Below are 16,421 nucleotides of genomic sequence, written 5' to 3'. Positions count from 1 at the left end.
CGCCGCCGGGAACCACCAGCAGTTGCCCGAGCAGGCGGGAATGGGTTTCGTTCACCCCCGACCCGAAGACCTCGTGGTTTTCCCGTTTCAGGGCGTCGATCAGGACCGTGTGGCGCACCTCGCGGGTCGGGAGCCTGCGGTAGCGCCCGAAGCCCTCCGCGCCGGCGCAGCCCGCGAGCGCGGCCGCGCACGCCGCGCCCGCGCCCAGGGCGCGCAAGATATCCCGTCGCCGATGTACCCCGCCGTCCATGGCGCGAAGCCTCGCCGCGAGTCCACGCGGACGCGCGAAGTTTAGGCGAAATTCGCGCAACGCGGAAGGCCGCCCCCCGGCCGGGCCGCCGCCCGGCAACTTGGCCAACAGGTTGACCAAGCCCGCGCCGCGGACCTATCATCGGACGGGAACGGCCGGAAAATCCGGGAGCGGACCATGAGCATCACCGTCAAGGTCGCGGACGCCAAGACCCGGCTCTCCGAGCTTCTGGCGAAAGTCGAAGCCGGGGAAGAAGTGATCATCGCGCGCGGCAGCGCGCCGATCGCGAAGCTCACGCGCATCGACGCGCGCGCGCGGCGGCGCGCGGCGATCGGCGCCTTGCGGGCGGAACGAACGCGGCTCGGCCCCGTGACGACGAAGGAAATCCTGTCCTGGCGGGGCGAGGGCCGCCGTCACTGATGGCCTTCGTCGCCGACGCGTCCGTCGTGGGCGCCTGGGTCCTGAACGAGGACGATCCGCTCGCCGAATCCGCGCTGGCCCGTTTGGAGACGGAGGACGCGCTCGCGCCCGACCTGCTTTGGCACGAAATCCGCAACATCCTGATCGTCGCCGTGCGACGGAACCGGATCGGCAAAAGCGACGTCCTGGCGCTCCTGCAGCGCCTCGCCGATTTGCCGCTTGAGAACGCGGGCGGGGGCGACAGTATCGAGATCGTGCGCTTGGCCGGGCGTCATCGGCTGAGCGCCTACGACGCTGCCTATCTCGCGCTCGCGGTCGCGCGAAAGCTCCCCTTGGCGACGATGGACAAACGCCTCGCGGCGGCCGCCCGCGCGGAAGGCGTTGCGCTGGTCGGGCCGGCGCCGCGCGCGTGAACGGTCCGTTCGCGCCGCGTCCTCGGCGAAATAGCTAAACCTTCGCCCCGCCCGGGGGCCGTAGCCCTTCCGCGGGCGAAGGCTTAACCCCCGCCTTGGCCAGCGCGGCGGCGCGACGGCGTTGGGCTTCGTCCGCGACCTGGGCGTAAAGGCTGCCCTTGTGCGAATCCATGCCGACCAGCAGCGGCCCGAAGCCCTTGACCCGGAACTTCCACAAGGATTCCGGATTGAGGTCGTCCAGGTCCACGTCCTCGATTTCCTCGATCCAGGTGGTCTCCAGCGCCGCCGCGCCGCCGATGACCGCGAGATAGGCGCCGCCGATCTCGGCGAACGCGGCGAGCGATTCAGGGCCGAGCCCGCCCTTGCCGATGATCAGGCGCACGCCGTATTGCGCCATCAGGGGACGGGTGAAGCGCTCCATGCGCGCGCTGGTGGTGGTGCCGATGCAGACCGGCGCGTACCTGGGCGCGTTGTCGGGAAACGACGGCAGCCTGCGCACGTTGGGGGCGGTGTGGATCACCGCGTGGCCATTGAGGTCGAAGCGCGTCTTGCGGCCGCGGTCGAACATGTGGATCTGGGTCGCGTCGCGAATGCCGTAGAGCGTGCCGTTGAGGGTCACGGTGTCGCCGGCGCGAAGGTTGCGCGTCTGCGTTTCCGTGATCGGCGTGGTGAAATCGTGGTGGGCCATGTCAGGTTCCGAACGCGACGCCCTTGGGCGTGAAAGTAGCGACGGCGCGCCGCGCCGAATGGCATTGGATGTTGACCGCAACCGGGTTCATGGTGATGTGGGTCGCGGCCAGTTCCACGTGTACCGCGAACGCGGTCGAATCGCCGCCTAATCCTTGCGGCCCGATGCCGAGCGAATTGACCGCCGCCGAAAGCAGGGTTTCGAGCTTGGCGCCCTCCGGGTCGGGGCAGCGGGTGCCGAGCGCGCGGGTCGCCGCCACCTTGGCGAGGTGCATGCAGAGGTCCGACGTGCCGCCGACGCCGACGCCGACGATGGTCGGCGGGCATACTTTTCCGCCGGCCTCCATCACCTTGTCGATGACAAAGGTCTTGATGCCGTCGATCCCTTCCGCCGGCACGCACATGCGCAGGAAAGAGCCGTTCTCGGAACCGGAGCCCTTGGGGATCATCTCCAGGCGCAATTCGTCGTCGCGTTCCGAAAAATCGATGTTGATGACCGGTACGCCCGGCCCGCAACTGGTGTGCTCGTTGATCCGCGTCAGGGGATGGACGACGGAAGAACGCAAGGGATGTTCGCGGGTCGCGCGCGCGACGCCGCTGCGGATCGCCGCCTTGAGGGCCGCGCCGTCCAGCTCCACGTTCCGGCCAATGACCACGTTGTAGATGGGAATGCCGGTGTCCTGGCAGAGCAGGTTATCGTTCTTTTCCGCGACCGAGATGTTTTCGGTCATGGTGGCGAGCACGGTTTTGGCGGTCGGGTCGCGCTCGTTTGCATCGAGGCGGCGGAAGCCATCCTTGATATCGTCGGGCAACAGCTTGAGCGCGCGGATATAGAGCAGCCGGGCGGTGTCCTCGATCGCCGCCAGGTCGGGGTGGAAGGTCATCGCTGCATGCCCCAACGGCGCACGGTGCGCGCCTCGATGGTGCGGAACACAACGCCCTCGACCACAAGCCCGATGACGATCACGGTGGTCAAGCCAGCGAAGACAGCGGCGGTTTCCAACATATTGCGGTTCTCGAAGATGAACCAGCCAAGCCCGCCCGAGCGCGCCGAGACGCCGAACACCATCTCGGCCGCGATCAAGGTACGCCAGGCGAAGGCCCAGCCGATCTTGAGTCCCGCCAGGATCGAGGGAAAAGCGGCCGGAATCAAGATCAGCGCGACGTAACGCGCGCCGGTAAGGCCGTAATTCTGGCCGGCCATGCGCTGGCTCTCGGATACGGCGAGAAAGCCGGTATGGGTATTGAGCGCCGCCGCCCACAACACCGAGTGGATGATCACGAAGACCAAGCTCGGCGTGCCGAGCCCGAACCAAAGCAGCGCGAGCGGCAGCAGCGCGATCGCCGGCAGCGGGTTGAACATGGCGGTGAGGGTCGCGAGCAGGTCGGTGCCGACCCGTGTCGAGACCGCGAGCGAGGTGAGTACGGCGGCCAGCGCGATTCCAGCGGCGTAGCCCATGAGCAAAACGCGGATCGAGGTCCACACCCGGTCCAGGAGAGGCCCCTTGACGGTCGATTCCCACAACGCCCCGACCGTTTCGGAAAAGGTCGGGAACATGAGCGGGTTGCCGACCCAACGGGCGTAGAGTTCCCAGGCGAGCGCAAGGGCGATCAGAATCATGGCGCGGCGGACGGCGGCGACGTTGGTAATCCGCTCCCACGCCGACAGCGGGCGCTCGACCGCGCCGATCGAGGTGTCGGCCTCCAGCTTGGTTTCGAACTCAGGCCGGATCGGCGGCGCGAGCTTGGTCGTCGAGACGGGGCGCGATTCAGGCATGAACGCGCTCCTCCTCTTCGATCCGGTCGGCGAACAGCATGTCGTGGATGCGCTGATGCAGCACTTGGAACTCCGACCCGCCCTGATGATCGTGGCCGAGGCCATGGGCGTTGAGTTCCGCCTTGACTCGGCCCGGGTGCGGCGAGAGGACCAGAATGCGCGAACCGACGATGATCGCTTCCTCGATCGAATGGGTGACGAACAGCACGGTGAACCGAAGGTCGTCCCAGAGCTGGAGCAGTTCCTCCTGCATCTTGCGCCGGGTCAGCGCATCGAGGGCGGCGAACGGCTCGTCCATGAGCAAGATGTCGGGCTCCATTGCCATGGCACGCGCGATGGCGACGCGCTGCTTCATCCCGCCCGACAGGGTGTGCGGATAGGCATCGCGGAACTTGGTGAGATTCACTTTGTCGATGGCCGCCCGCGCCCGTTCGCGCAATTCGGCGCGCGGGAAGCGGCCGCTGACCCGCATCGGAAACAGCACGTTCTGTTCGACCGTCTTCCACGGCAGCAGCTGGTCGAATTCCTGAAAAACCATCATGCGGTCTGGACCGGGACGCTCGACCGTATGCCCGCGCAGCCGGATCGTGCCCTCGACCGGGCGCATGAAACCGGCGATACCCTTGAGCAGCGTCGACTTGCCGCAGCCCGAGGGGCCGAGCACGACGAAGCGGTCGGCAGGATGGACGTGAAATCCCACCCGCCAGGTTGCGGTCACCAGATGTTCGTGGGTCTTGTACTGGAGCGTGACCCCGTCGACGTCGAGTAGTGGCGCGGGGGTGCTCGCCGCGCCGGTCGATGCCATGACTTCAGCTTCCCGGCTTGCCGTGGATCTCGGGAAAGAACATGTCGCTCCACTTGGCCGGCTTTTCCTTGATCGAGCCGACCTTATGCATGAACGAAACGTACGTCATGATACTTTGCGGCGTGGTGGTAAACACGTTCTCCGGATCCTTCAGGATTTTCTCGACAAAGGCTTGGCTGAGTTTCGATTTTTCGAACTCGATCCACAATTTGGCGGCGGCGGTCTTGTCGGCGTTGATGAACGTCATCGCGTCCTCGAGCGCGGCCATGAACGCCTTGTAGGTCTTGGGGTTGCCGTCGCGGAACTTGCTCGCCGCCCACAGCACGTTGAAGGTGGCGGGGCCGCCCGCCGCCTCGTAGGACGAGAGCACGCGCCGGACCTTGGGGTCCTCGAGCTGCTGGTACATGAACGGCGCCGAGGTGAAGTGGGCGGTGATCTCGCTTTTGCCCGACATCAAAGCGTTGTGGCCGTCGGGATGCGACATGGAGACGGTCAGGTGATCGAGGGCGTTGTGCTTGCCCGCCCCGAACACCTTTTCTGCCGCCATCTGCAGCGTCACCGCCTGGTAGGACACCTTGACCGCCGGCAGGGCGATCCGGTCCTTGTCGGTGAAGTCCTTGAGCGACTTGACCGCCGGGTTGATGGTGTTGAGGTAGAGCGGCATCGAGTTGAGCGCCGATATCCCCTTGACGTTGAGGTTACCCTTAGTCCGGGCCCAGATCGTGATGAACGGGCCTTGGCCGCCGGCGGCGATTTCCAGGTTTCCGGACAGCAGCGCGTCGTTCATGGGCGCGCCGGACGCGAGCTGCAGCCAGGAAATCTTGACATCGCCCAGGCCCTGGGCCTTGGCGTGCTTTTCGAACAACTCATTCTTCTCCATCACGATCAGCGGCAGGTAGCTGATGCCGAACTGTTTGGCGACGCGGAGTTCCTTCAACTCCTGTGCCCCCACAGGTTGGGCAATCAGAAACGCCGCGGCGGCGGCGCAGGCAATGCGGATGTTCATGAATGGTTCCTCCCTGGATGAATGTTCATTTTCCCGCATTATGCGGTCGGACGCGCGGGCGTTCAACCCGCCGCGTTGAGCAAAAACAGAAGACCTGCGGCCACGGCAAAGGCGAAAGCGCCCGCGATCGCGGCCTCCTGGCGACCGCGCCAGAGTGCGAACTCGACCAGCAGCAGACGAACCCCGCCGGCCAAGTGCAGGGCGAGCGCGATGACCAAAGCGGTCTCGGCCAACTTGACCAGCGGATGGACCGACCAGGACAGTACCGAATCGAGGGCAGCCTCGCTTTCGTTGATCAAGCCAAGCGCCCAGAAGTGCAGCGGCAGGAACAGCGCCAGCGCGATTCCCGACAGGCGGTGCACGGCAAAGGCGATCCAACCCGCGTGCGCGCGACCACCCCAGACCGGTCTGGTTCCGGCGCCGTTCATCCGATCAGCCCCGCGACCGCGCGAATGCCGAAGACCGCGAGCGCGAGCGCGGCAAGCGCCGTCGCTCCTTCCAGGCTCGGCCCGCGCCAGTCCGCCCATTCGCGCAAGATGGCGCGCAAGCCCAGCGGCGCGTGCACCGCGACCGCCAAAGCGAACACCCAATAGAAAACTTCCCAAGCGGCGGAGCCACGCACGCGCCCGAGGATTTCGGCCGCGGTCAGGCCGCCGCGCACCGCCAGGATCATGGTGCCGAGATGAACGGCGACGCAGACCGCGAGTATTGCCGCCGATGCGCGCTGGGCGAGCCAGAACAGAGATTCAACCCGGGTGTTCACAATTCGCCTTTCAACGCGGCGAGCGCGCTCGCGCGCTTGAGGCCGGCGATCGATCCGGTCGGATCGAGATGCTTCGGGCAATGGCGGCGGCAGCCTTCCTGGCCGTGGCAGGCATGGCAACCCGCGTCGCCGGCAACCGATTTGAGCCGCGTCGGCGATCCGTCGCGGATATCGTTAACCAGCGTCCAGGCGCGATTGAGGGCAGCAGGGCCAAGATAATCCGGATTCCAGGCGACCACGTCGCAGGCCGCGTAACAGACCGCACAGCCGATGCATTCGATGCCGGCGTCGGCGGCGCGCCGCTCGCGCGATTCCGGCGGCACGACCGCGAAGTCGGGCCCGAGTCCGGCTTTCGGCATGAACCGCCCTTCGGCTTTGGTCCATTTGGCGAAGAAGGGCGCGAGGTCGGCGGCCAAGTCCTTGATGACCGGCAGGTTGCGGAGCGGCGCAACGGTGAGGCGACCCGCGTTCGTCACCCGCGCGACGTGGGTGCGGCAGGTCCAGCGCGGGCGGCCGTTGACGGTCATGGCACAGCTGCCGCACATGCCGACCCGGCAGGCGTAGCGGAACGCGAGGGTGGGATCGCGATGGCGCTGAATCCAGAAGACGACGTCGAGAACCGTCTGGTTGGCCCGCCTCGGAACGGCAAAAGTCTGGAACGCGCCGGCGTCGCCCCCCCGCCACACGCGTACGTCGAGCATGGTCTCGCTCATGGAGCAGAAGCCTAAGGTTCCGGCCGCGCAGCCGCAAGGCGCAAGCGACCGCCGGTGAAATCGCGTATAGTCGACACCGGCCCGCCGGACGGCGGAGGGAGGGTTCCATGAAATGGCACTGGTTGCCGATGGCCGTGAGTATCGCCTTGGTATCGCCGGACGCGCGCGCGCAGGCGCAACTGCCGATCTACGACGTGCATGTTCACTACAGCCGCGACGCCTGGGGGACTTACGACACCGCGGCGATCGCCAAAAAGCTGCGCGATGCCGGGGTGGGGCGCGCGCTGGTGTCGTCTTCGCCCGACGACGGCACGTTGAAATTGCGCGCGGCCGATCCGACGATGTTCGTGCCGATGCTCCGGCCCTATTACGAGGGCGTCAACAATTCGACCTGGCATCGGGAAAACCAGGTCGTCGCCTACATGGACGAGCGCCTGAAAAGCGGCGTCTACAAGGGCGTCGGCGAGTTCCATCTATGGAGCGTCGCGGACGCGCAAACCCCGGTCGTGCGCCGGGTGATCGCGCGCGCGCGCGAACGCGGCCTCTACGTCTATGTCCACACCGACGCCAAGGTGGTGGAGGCGATCTTCGCCATGGAACCGGAGGTCAAGGTGCTGTGGGGCCACGCCGGCATGAGCGAGCCGCCGTCGGTCATCGGCCCGCTGCTCGACAAACACAAGAATCTGTGGACCGAGCTGTCGTTCCGCGCCGGCGCCATCGCCGGCGGGGCCGGGATCGATCCGGAATGGCGCGATTTGCTTATCCGCCACGCCGACCGCTTCATGGTCGGCAGCGACACCTATGTCACCTCGCGTTGGAGTTCCTATGGCGATCTGATCGCCGAGCACCGGCGTTATCTCGCGGCGCTTCCGCCCGCGGTCGCCAAGAAGATCGCCTGGGAAAACGCGGTGCGCCTGTTCGGCGGTCCTCCGCTCGGGGAATAGACGCCGCTTCGGGAATGGACTCGGGCCCGCTGTTCGGGGAAACTTGTCGTCCGATGAAGGAGTCTTCCATGTACGATCTGGCGCGCTACGTATCCGATCTCCGCGCGATCGCGGCGGCGACCACCGACGAAAACGAAATTCTCGGCCGGGTCGCGCCGTTGGCGCAAAAATTCGCCGCCGGGAAAAAGACGTGGCTCAAGCCCGGTCATTATGAAACCGACCCCGAGCAGGGATTCGGCGTGCATCTGCTGCACGAAGAACCGGACCACAGTCTCGCGGTGTTCGCCATTGCCTGGGCGCCCCATGACGGCTTCGAAGCCCACGACCACGGCACTTGGGCGGTAGTGGTGGGTGTCGACGGGGTCGAGCGCAACGTCAAATACAACCGGCTCGACGACCGTTCGCGGCCCGACCATGCCAAGCTTGTGGAACGTTGCACCATTCTGGCGGGCGAAGGGGACGTGATCTGTCTCCGCGCCAAGGGGATTCATTCGGTGTGGAACGACAGCGACAAAATCACCGTTTCGCTGCACACCTACGGCCGACACATCAATTACACCGGCCGCTCGACATTCGATTTGAAAACCGGCGAGGTGAAACCGGTCGTTCTCAACATCAAGCAGTAAAACGTCGCGCGGGGCGGAGCGGACTTTTCCCGCTCACATGGTGAGATTGAAGGCGACGCTGATCCGCTCTTCCTTGCCGAGCGTCGGCTTGACGCTGTGGCGGAGCCAGCTGCGGAAAAAGATCATGGTGCCGGGACTGGGGACCACGTTGCGGACCGGGACGTTAAACAGGTTCACTTCCGTGATCGGCGGCTCCAGCATCACCTCGGACATCGGCGAGTGGAACAATAACTCGCCGCTTTGCGGCGGCGCGGCGACATAATAAATGCCGCTCAGCACCGAATTGCGATGGACATGCACGTCCTGGGCGTCGCCTGGACCGTAGACGTTGACCCAGCATTCGTTGAGCCGGAGCGGGAAACGGTCGATGTCGAGGCCGTAGCCCCGCGCGTAGGCGGCCGACTCGGCCATGATGATATCGCCCAGTTTCTTGAACGCGGGCCGGTCCATCAGATTCAGCTGGCTGCGGATGGTGGTGTAGACGTGACAACTCCAGCCCTGCGGCAGGCTGTTGGGCACCGTTCCCTTGATGCGCGCGATCTCTTCCTTGAGTTCGGCGTTCAGGGTTTCGCTATCGGGAATCTTGCTGAACTGGACGCCGACGGCGAACATCGGCTCGATGGTGCGTTCGGTCGGCATAACGGGTGTCGACTCCGGGTGTGCGCGCGGTCGGGGGCGTGCGATCGCTCAAAAAGATAGACCATCCGGCGCGCGAGGCAAAGCGCGCCAAGCACGGGGTTTTATTCGGCGGCGAGCGGATAGACCGGCGTCGGAACCGACGGTTTTGGCGTCGCCGGCTGCGCCGGGACGGCGGGCGGCATCGGCGCCGGCTTGGCGCGCTCGCGCGCGTCCCACGCCTCGATCCCGGCCATGGCCATCGCCGAGAGGAACGGCAGGCCTTGGATTAGGAGCGCGAACGCGAAGACGTCGATCTCCGTCACCCGGAACTCGTTAGTAAGGTAGAGCGCGACGGCGGCCGCGAGCAGAAGAAGGCCGAGCGCGCTCTCGCGCCGGACCGGGTTCTCCGCCGCCCTGCGCTTGGCGTTGCCACCCTTGTCGGTGCGCTTGAACGGCAGATTGTCGCGCACCAGGCCGTTCATCACCGCGCCCGCGACCGTGAGCTGCAGGCTCATGGCGGCGAGCGCCGCACCCGCGATCTTGGCGAGAGGCACCTTGACCCGGGTGCGGTAGAGAGCCACGCAGTGAACCAGATTGACGATGAACGCCGTCAGGATCGGCAGCGTCAGCGCCACGGTCGGGATCAGCACGCCGACGAACAAAATCGCCGGCACCCAGAGCAGATTGAGGATCGAAGCGGCCGCGCCAAGCGCGTCCGACAGCCAGAACGCCCAGCCGGCGACGAACTCGCGTTTCTGCTCGGGCTTCAACGTGCGCGCACCCGGCAGCATGTGGCGCCAGTGCTTGCGAATGATCTGGATCGCGCCGTAGGCCCAGCGCTCGCGCTGGGTCTTGTACGCCTGGAAGGTGTCGGGCAACACGCCGAAGCCGTAACGGCGATTGGTGTACAAGGCCGTGTAGCCGGCCTCGTAGAGGCGCAAGCCCAACTCGGTGTCCTCGACGATGGTGTCGCTCGACCAGCCGCCGGCCTCGGCCAGCGCCGTGCGGCGCACCAGGCACATGGTGCCGTGCTGGACGATGGCGTCGTCTTCGTTGCGCTGGATCATCCCGATGTCGAAAAATCCGGCATATTCGCTGTTCATCACCGATTTCAGCCGCGAGGCGTTGCCGTCGCGGTGGTCCTGCGGCGCCTGGACCAGGCCGACCGCCGGATCCTCGAACGCCGGCGCCAGGTTCTTGAGCCAGTCGGGGTGGACGACGTAATCGGCGTCGATCACCGCGATGATCTCGGCCTCGGGCGCGGCGTGTTCCAACGCGAGGTTAAGCGCGCCCGCCTTGAAGCCCTTGAGGCCGAGCACGTTGATGAACTTGAAGCGGGCACCCAGCGCGCGGCAATGCTCCTCGATCGGCTTCCAATAGAATTCCTCGGGCGTGTTGTTGACGACGACCACCGCTTCGAAATTCGGGTAATCGAGTTGGGCGACGGCATCGAGCGTCTGCTTGACCAGCCCCGGCTGTTCGCGGTGGGCCGGAATGTGGATCGACACCATCGGCAGCGGCGCGCGTGCCTTAAGTCCTTCGTTCGGGATCAGGCGTCCGGGGGCGCGGCCGAGCATGACTTCGGCCATCTCGTGGACCTTGGCGAGCGTGATGATGACGAGCGGAATCATCAGGCTGAAACCCATGATCCACATCACCCAGGCCCCGAAGTGGAGGTAATGGGTAAAGGGATAGGCGGCGGCAAGCGCAATGCCGGCACCCATGGCCTGTGCGGCGGCGGCGTAGGCGAGCGCGTGACCAAAAGTGGGGCGTCGGCGCCACAGGCCGAACACGGTCAACCCGGCGCCGAGAACGAGAGCCGCCACGCCCAGGATGCGATGCTCCTTGAGGGCAACGCGGCCGACCATCTTGAACTTCGGCTGGCCCTTGTCGGTGAACAGGCCCCAATACGGACCGACGCTGCCTTCCGCGGTCTTCCAGGGTTGATCGTAGGCCTCGATGATGTTGTAGAAAATGCCGCGTTGATGGGCTTCGGCGATGAAGCCGCGGATGATCTCGGCCTGGCTCATCAGGTGCGGCGAGGCGTCGTTGCGGTTGTAGCCGCGGCTCGGCCAGCCGAACTCGGCGATGACGATGCGCTTGCCGGGATAAGCGCGGCGCAGGTCCTCGTAGCGGTCGAAGGCGTAGCGGAGTGCGATGGCGTCCGATTTCTCTTCCCAGTAGGGCAGGATGTGGGCGGCGATGTAATCGACTTCCTTCACCAGCTCGGGATGGGCGATCCAGATATCCCAGGTTTCGCCGGTGGTCACCGGCACGTTGACGCGTCGGCGCACCTCGCGCAGGTGGCCGATCAACTCTTCGAGCGTGCGTTCCTGGCGGAGGATGGTTTCGTTGCCGACCACGATCGAGCGCACGTTGCGGTGACGGGCGGCCAATTCGACCGCGCTCTCGATCTCGCGGCGGTTGCGGGTTTCGTCCTTGCCGATCCACGCGCCGAGGGTGACATTGAGGTCGTGGCGCGCGGCGATCTCGGGCACATGAGCCAATTCGGCCAGCACCGAATAGGTGCGGATGCCCTGGGTGATGTCGGCGATGCGCTCGATCCGTTCCTCGATCTCCTCGATGCGGCGCTCGCTTTCGCGCGGCGACGGGTTCTTCTTGCGGATGTCGATGTTGAAGGAGAGGGATTCGATCACGTACCCGGCATCCGGCGGAACCACCGTGCGGTAGGTCCAGACCCAAGCTGCGGCGTGAACGAGCCCGGTCGCCACCAGCGCAGCGGCGATGACCCCGATCCGGGCGGCTTTGGGAGAGGTCTTGAGGACGTTCATGGCGGCGGTTTCGACGGGCGGCGCTGGGTTCGGAGGATGGTCGGGGATTGGGGCGGTTTCGTGGCCGGTTTGTGTCGTTTCGGGCGCAATTCAGCGGTTGAGGTAATTCATCGACGGCTTGTCCCAGCATTGCTCGACCCGCTCGGCCAACGCCTTGGCGAGTGCTTGGCCCTGCTGAACATTCCCCTGGGTAGGGGCGGGCGGCAGGTCGGAACGGATCACGCAGCGGAGCGCCAAGCCGATATGGGCGGTCGGGCAACCGAACTGCTCGTAGAAACGGCGATGCTTGTCGGCGGTGTCCACGTCGTCGCGCACGAGCAGGCTCAGAATGCGCCGTCCGCTCCAGGCGCATTCGGGCGAGGCGGCGGTGATGCGCGGCTCTGCCGCGGCGGCCGGGCGTCTCGGTTGTACGGCCGGGCGCTGGGCCGGAGCCTGGGGCGCCGAAACCGGAGCCTGCGCCGCGGGCGCGGCTTCGGGCGTGCCCGACGGTGATTGGGCCATGGCGATTCCCGCCGAGAGCAGCAGGGCGCCGCATGCCGCCAGCCCGCGCGCGAACTTGATCATGGTCTTCGAACGGTGCGAGAGGGAACGTGGTCGGCGCGCAATATAGGCTTTACCATTCAAAAAGCAATTGCGTCCCCCGCATGGCTTCCCCAAGCCGGTTGCGGGGGCCGAGAGCGGCGGGTTAACGGAAAAGGTGGCGACCATGGCCGAAGCTTCCGACACGCAACCCCTGGCGGGTGGTCGGGCACTTGCCCGCCGCCTGCTGGGGGCGCTCGGCTGGGCGGGTGTCGGCCTGGGGGTCGGTTGGGCGATTCGTTTCGCCGCCATCGAGCCCGAGGCCGTTGGACAGGCTTGCCTCGGGGCGGCGGCCGGGACCTGGGGGTGCGGCCTGCGCCAGGGGCTGATCTCCTTGTTCCATCTCGGAATTCTGGGCGGAGCCGGGACGGCAGTGGGTCTTTACGCGCTGTTCGGCCGCAAGGCGTGCCGGGCGGCCATCCGGGCATCACTGGTCGCGGGCGGACTCGCGCTTGCTCTTTACAACGCGGGCCTCGGCGCGGTTGCGGTCGCGCTCGGTCTTATCGCGTCCATGGCGCCCGGCGAAGGTTGAGCCACGGCAGGGCCAGCAGGAGAGCGGTCAACCCCCACATCAGGGCCTGATGATTGGCCCAGCCTTCGAGGGTCGCGACCGCGATCCCTCCCGCCGCCAGGACCCAGGCCATCGCCCAACCCTGCGGATCATTTGCGGCGTCGCGGCGTTTCGAGCCAAGCCAAGCCATCCCCGCGAACACGGCGGCCGGGATCAGAAAACCCGCGACCGGGAAGCCCCGGTACCGCCCGTCGAAAAGGAGGCTTAGGGTGTGGACCACGGCCGCGAACAGGAACGCGAACCGGATCAGGGCATAGGTCAAGTTCCGGTCGAGGGATGTCCACCGGGGCCGGGCCAGCCAGGCGAGCGCGTCGCTCGTGGGTGGAATCGGCCGGTCGGCGAATCCGCGGGCGAGCGCCATTGCCGCCAGCGCGGCGAGAACAAGGCCGAGACCGAGCCCGACCGCGCCGATCGCCCATTCGAGAGGTCCTCGGCTCGCCGCGACCAGAAACTCGGCGTGGATGACGGACATGGCTGCCGCGGCATGGGCGAAAACTCCAAGCGCGAGCCAGCGCGCGACCGATAGCGCGGGGCCGAACGCGAAAGCAAACAAGACGAGGGCGACGATCTCGGTCGCCGTCAGCGCGAGTCGCCAATGGGGCACGGCGGCGATGGGGCCGGTCCAGGGGAACTTGGGGCGGCGGGCTTCATCGAAGATGCCCCAATGGCCGCCGACGGTTCCTTCCGAGACGCGCTTCCACGGCTGGTCGAACGCCTCGATCAAATTGAAATCGAGCCCGGATTCGCGGGCGGCAAGCTGGGAAAATTCGCGGAGGTATCGGGCCTGCTCGATCCGGCCGGGTCGCGCGCTTTCGCGCATGCGACCCGCGCTCGGCCAGCCGGTCTCGCCCAGGAACACGGGCTTTCCGGGAAAGGTTTCGCGCATTTTGCGCCAAATATCGACCGTGTACGGGGCCGCATCGCGGTTGGCGATCGGCTCGTCCTCCCAGTAGGGCAGGACATGCACGGTGACGAAATCGACCGCGTCGGCAAGGGCGGGGTTCCGCAGCCAGAACTCCCACACGTCGGCGTAGGTGAGCGGAACGGAGGTGCGCGCGCGCACCCAGGCGAGATCGCGGGCAAGATCGTCCGCCGTGCGCTCGCGCCGGAGCAGCACTTCGTTGCCGACGATCACCGCGCGCACGGTCGCGGAGTGCGCGTTGGCAAGGCGGACGGCGGTTTCGAGCTGGATCCGATTCTTGGCGGCCTCGCGCCCGATCCAAGCCCCGAGCAACACCCGGATGCCGTGCCGGGCGGCGATCTCCGGCACGCGCTCGAGGCCCTGATCGACCGCGTAGGTGCGCACGCAGCGGATACCTTCGCCAGCGAGTCGGGCGAGGTCCTCCTCGATCCGCTCGGGCCTGGCGACGAAGCTTTCTTCGAACGGCGTTTCATTGCCGCGAAACGGCGTGTAGGACACGCACGGGATCGCGCCGCCCACGCCGTCGGCGAGCGGCACCGGCCGCCCAGCGAGGAACCAGGCGAGCGCGAACGGCAACGCGGCGATCAGAAACGCGGGGCCTGCGAACCAGCGGGTCATGGGTTAGCGCCGGGGCGGACAACCCCAGGTCGTGCCGGTGCGGACGACAAATGAGCTACCCGGACAGGCGGCCAGAATGGGTGCCAAGGCGTCGCGGGCGTAATCGTCAAGGGTGATCGGCCAGAGAAGATCGGCCTTTCCAGCGATCGTCAGGATTTCTTCCCGTGCCAGAGGCCTCATCCAGATGTTTCCCGCCGTTTGGCCGAAACTGAAGATCGGTTCGAGTTCCAGGGATCGGGTCGGACCGCCTCGGGTTATGCCAAGGGCATGATAGGCAGCGATGACATTCTCGAAGCCGGTGCTTTTCTGGGCGACGATCATGATGCGCGGCAAGGAGCCACCACCGCGAGAATCCGCCCAGGACTTTATTTTTTCGAGGTTGCGGCGAACAGCAAGGACGGCGATATCGCGCTCGTCCCCGCTGTCGCGGGCGGCGATCTCGTGCAGGGCGGCATGGGCTTTGATCCCCTGCCAGCCGAGGAATGCGGCGAAAAGAACCGCTCCCGCGGCGGCGACCCGGCGGCCGCGGAAGTCGAACCAGTTCCGGCGGCCTGCCCATTCGATGACGGATACGAGCAGCATCGCAAGGCCGAAGACATGAAGGACGCGCAGAATCACGCGGCCGTAACGCTCGTAAGAAATGAACGTCTCCTTTTCGTACCCCGACCAGCAACCGACATAGGAAAACAGGAGAGCCGTCAGATAGGTCGCGAAAAATACAATCAAGCTGGAGGTCAGTAATGCCCCGGCGCGGTGGCGAAGGCTCATTGCCAATCCCGCAATCGCGGCAATCGAGACCGCGGGTTTGTATTCGGCGTAATAAGCGGAAAGTAGTCCGCCCAACCCCTTGGCTGTCATCCATACCTCGTCATGAAGCTGCAGCATCTTGGAGATGACGAGGAGGGGCTTGACCTGGCAGCCCCCCTCGCTTGGGACGATCAAGGGCCAACCGGCGGCGGTCAGAAGGGCGGGAAGAACCATTGCCGCCACCGCGATGACGGCGGTCCGGTTGCGGCGCATCAGCAGGATCAGGGCAAAAATCCCCCATGCGGGGAACAGCGTAATCGCGGTGATCTTCAGGAGATAAGACGCGGCCAGCGCGATCCCCGCGGTTAAGCCCCATCGCGGCGCGTTTCCTTCCTGTGCCCCGATTGTCATGATGGCAAGCATGATTGCCGCCACATAAGAGTAAATCTGCGGCTTTTCGATCAGCAGCAGCGTGGGAAACAAAATCCACATCGCCTGGGCGGCGAGGAGAAGCGGGATGGCGATCCATCCCGCGGCGACCACGATTTTATCGTCCATTCCCCGGCCGCGAACTAAGTGGCGGACGAAATCGGCGGCAAGCGCCAGTGTCGAGAGGTGCAGGGCGACGACGGAGGGATAAGAACGCCCTTCGATGAAGTCGGAAAAAAGAGCCTGCGGATAGGCCATCAGAAGTTGCCAGCCGAGGGTATGGCCCTGGTTGGGATAGATCAGGCCGGGCGCGATGGTTTTGTCGGCGACGACGATTTCGCGCGTGATGTACATCCAGTAAGAAAGCTCGTCCCAGGCCACGGGATGATATAGGCCGGGTCCGAAGGCGATCATGACGGCAGCTAGCACCGCGAACGGCACGACGGGATGCCTCAGGTCTTCTCGCTGAAAAGCGGTCCTCGCCCGCGCGACCAATCCGATCGCGGCCAGCGCGGCAATGGCGAGGGAAGTTGCCCGCAACGGCAAGGCGAAAAAGACCGCGCCGAGAATGAGCAGGATCGTCAGCGCGCTCCAGCCAAACGTAAGGCGCACGCCAAGCGGCGCGCGCGGCACCGGGCAAAATCCGCCCAAGCCAAGGACACTCAAAACAATGAACAGAAACGACACCAACATTTCGGCCAAATTACACCATGAAAGGCGCCCCTGTCTTGAATGGGCGCA

19 protein-coding genes are annotated in these 16,421 nt (G+C 65.8%); 5 read left to right on the top strand and 14 right to left on the bottom strand.

The genetic code is table 11. The features are described from left to right. The coding region (locus FJ311_03855) for a hypothetical protein (protein ID MBM3950570.1) at positions 1–250 on the bottom strand (250 nt) is incomplete at its 3' end. Between the two features lie 177 nt (positions 251–427). Here FJ311_03855 and FJ311_03850 point away from each other — a divergent pair. After that, on the top strand, positions 428–670 hold the full coding sequence (locus tag FJ311_03850) for a type II toxin-antitoxin system prevent-host-death family antitoxin (GenBank protein ID MBM3950569.1): 243 nt from the start codon (positions 428–430) through the stop codon (positions 668–670). After that, a complete protein-coding gene (locus tag FJ311_03845; protein MBM3950568.1) occupies positions 670–1,083 on the top strand; it encodes a type II toxin-antitoxin system VapC family toxin in 414 nt (137 codons plus the stop codon). The genes FJ311_03850 and FJ311_03845 overlap by 1 nt, the downstream gene beginning before the upstream one ends. Before the next feature lie 34 nt (positions 1,084–1,117). Here the strand turns inward: FJ311_03845 and FJ311_03840 are convergent, their stop codons facing one another. The 8 genes from FJ311_03840 to FJ311_03805 form a co-directional block, all read right to left on the bottom strand. Further along, complete coding sequence (locus tag FJ311_03840) at positions 1,118–1,771, bottom strand: fumarate hydrolyase (protein MBM3950567.1); 654 nt, start codon at positions 1,769–1,771, stop codon at positions 1,118–1,120. Between the two features lies 1 nt (position 1,772). Beyond that, on the bottom strand, positions 1,773–2,654 hold the full coding sequence (locus FJ311_03835) for a fumarate hydratase (GenBank protein MBM3950566.1): 882 nt from the start codon (positions 2,652–2,654) through the stop codon (positions 1,773–1,775). Then, positions 2,651–3,547 carry an ABC transporter permease gene (locus FJ311_03830; GenBank protein MBM3950565.1) on the bottom strand — a complete coding sequence of 299 codons (897 nt, stop codon included), beginning with the start codon at positions 3,545–3,547 and terminating at the stop codon, positions 2,651–2,653. Before FJ311_03830 ends, FJ311_03835 begins: the two co-directional genes overlap by 4 nt. Beyond that, on the bottom strand, positions 3,540–4,352 hold the full coding sequence (locus FJ311_03825; GenBank protein MBM3950564.1) for an ABC transporter ATP-binding protein: 813 nt from the start codon (positions 4,350–4,352) through the stop codon (positions 3,540–3,542). Before FJ311_03825 ends, FJ311_03830 begins: the two co-directional genes overlap by 8 nt. Before the next feature lie 4 nt (positions 4,353–4,356). Then, positions 4,357–5,358 carry an ABC transporter substrate-binding protein gene (locus FJ311_03820; protein ID MBM3950563.1) on the bottom strand — a complete coding sequence of 334 codons (1,002 nt, stop codon included), beginning with the start codon at positions 5,356–5,358 and terminating at the stop codon, positions 4,357–4,359. Positions 5,359–5,420: 62 nt separating this feature from the next. Next, complete coding sequence (sdhC, locus tag FJ311_03815; GenBank protein MBM3950562.1) at positions 5,421–5,786, bottom strand: succinate dehydrogenase, cytochrome b556 subunit; 366 nt, start codon at positions 5,784–5,786, stop codon at positions 5,421–5,423. Next, positions 5,783–6,175 (bottom strand): succinate dehydrogenase, encoded by a 393-nt coding sequence (locus tag FJ311_03810; protein ID MBM3950561.1) that lies wholly within the window; start codon positions 6,173–6,175, stop codon positions 5,783–5,785. Before FJ311_03810 ends, sdhC begins: the two co-directional genes overlap by 4 nt. Then, positions 6,118–6,834: a succinate dehydrogenase/fumarate reductase iron-sulfur subunit gene (locus FJ311_03805; protein ID MBM3950560.1), complete on the bottom strand. Its 717-nt coding sequence runs from the start codon at positions 6,832–6,834 to the stop codon at positions 6,118–6,120. The genes FJ311_03810 and FJ311_03805 overlap by 58 nt, the downstream gene beginning before the upstream one ends. 107 nt (positions 6,835–6,941) lie before the next feature. Between FJ311_03805 and FJ311_03800 the strand changes: the two genes are divergently transcribed. After that, positions 6,942–7,778, top strand: coding sequence for an amidohydrolase (locus tag FJ311_03800; GenBank protein ID MBM3950559.1), 837 nt, complete (start codon positions 6,942–6,944; stop codon positions 7,776–7,778). 68 nt (positions 7,779–7,846) lie between these two features. Further along, positions 7,847–8,404 (top strand): hypothetical protein, encoded by a 558-nt coding sequence (locus tag FJ311_03795; GenBank protein MBM3950558.1) that lies wholly within the window; start codon positions 7,847–7,849, stop codon positions 8,402–8,404. A gap of 33 nt (positions 8,405–8,437) precedes the next feature. Here FJ311_03795 and FJ311_03790 read toward each other — a convergent pair whose 3' ends face one another. From FJ311_03790 to FJ311_03780, 3 genes are all read right to left on the bottom strand, one after another. Beyond that, a complete protein-coding gene (locus tag FJ311_03790; protein MBM3950557.1) occupies positions 8,438–9,043 on the bottom strand; it encodes a hypothetical protein in 606 nt (201 codons plus the stop codon). Between the two features lie 101 nt (positions 9,044–9,144). Then, positions 9,145–11,814 (bottom strand): glycosyltransferase, encoded by a 2,670-nt coding sequence (locus FJ311_03785; protein ID MBM3950556.1) that lies wholly within the window; start codon positions 11,812–11,814, stop codon positions 9,145–9,147. 90 nt (positions 11,815–11,904) lie between these two features. Continuing rightward, entirely contained in the window at positions 11,905–12,378 is a 474-nt protein-coding gene (locus FJ311_03780; protein MBM3950555.1) for a hypothetical protein, read from the bottom strand. 142 nt (positions 12,379–12,520) lie between these two features. Between FJ311_03780 and FJ311_03775 the strand changes: the two genes are divergently transcribed. After that, the gene (locus tag FJ311_03775) at positions 12,521–12,925 is read left to right on the top strand and encodes a hypothetical protein (GenBank protein MBM3950554.1); all 405 of its coding nucleotides are present in this window, start codon (positions 12,521–12,523) and stop codon (positions 12,923–12,925) included. Here the strand turns inward: FJ311_03775 and FJ311_03770 are convergent. Together FJ311_03770 and FJ311_03765 are read right to left on the bottom strand one after the other, a co-directional pair. Beyond that, positions 12,894–14,504, bottom strand: coding sequence for a hypothetical protein (locus FJ311_03770; protein MBM3950553.1), 1,611 nt, complete (start codon positions 14,502–14,504; stop codon positions 12,894–12,896). The two genes, FJ311_03775 and FJ311_03770, sit on opposite strands and share 32 nt — an antisense overlap. Positions 14,505–14,507: 3 nt before the next feature. Further along, positions 14,508–16,367, bottom strand: coding sequence for a hypothetical protein (locus FJ311_03765; GenBank protein MBM3950552.1), 1,860 nt, complete (start codon positions 16,365–16,367; stop codon positions 14,508–14,510). Between the last annotated feature and the right edge of the window lie 54 nt (positions 16,368–16,421).

The organism is Rhodospirillales bacterium, assembly GCA_016872535.1.
In the GTDB taxonomy this organism is placed as follows: domain Bacteria; phylum Pseudomonadota; class Alphaproteobacteria; order Rhodospirillales; family 2-12-FULL-67-15; genus 2-12-FULL-67-15.
Note: the sequence above shows the minus strand (reverse complement) of the source record. Positions and strands in the feature narration are given on the sequence as shown.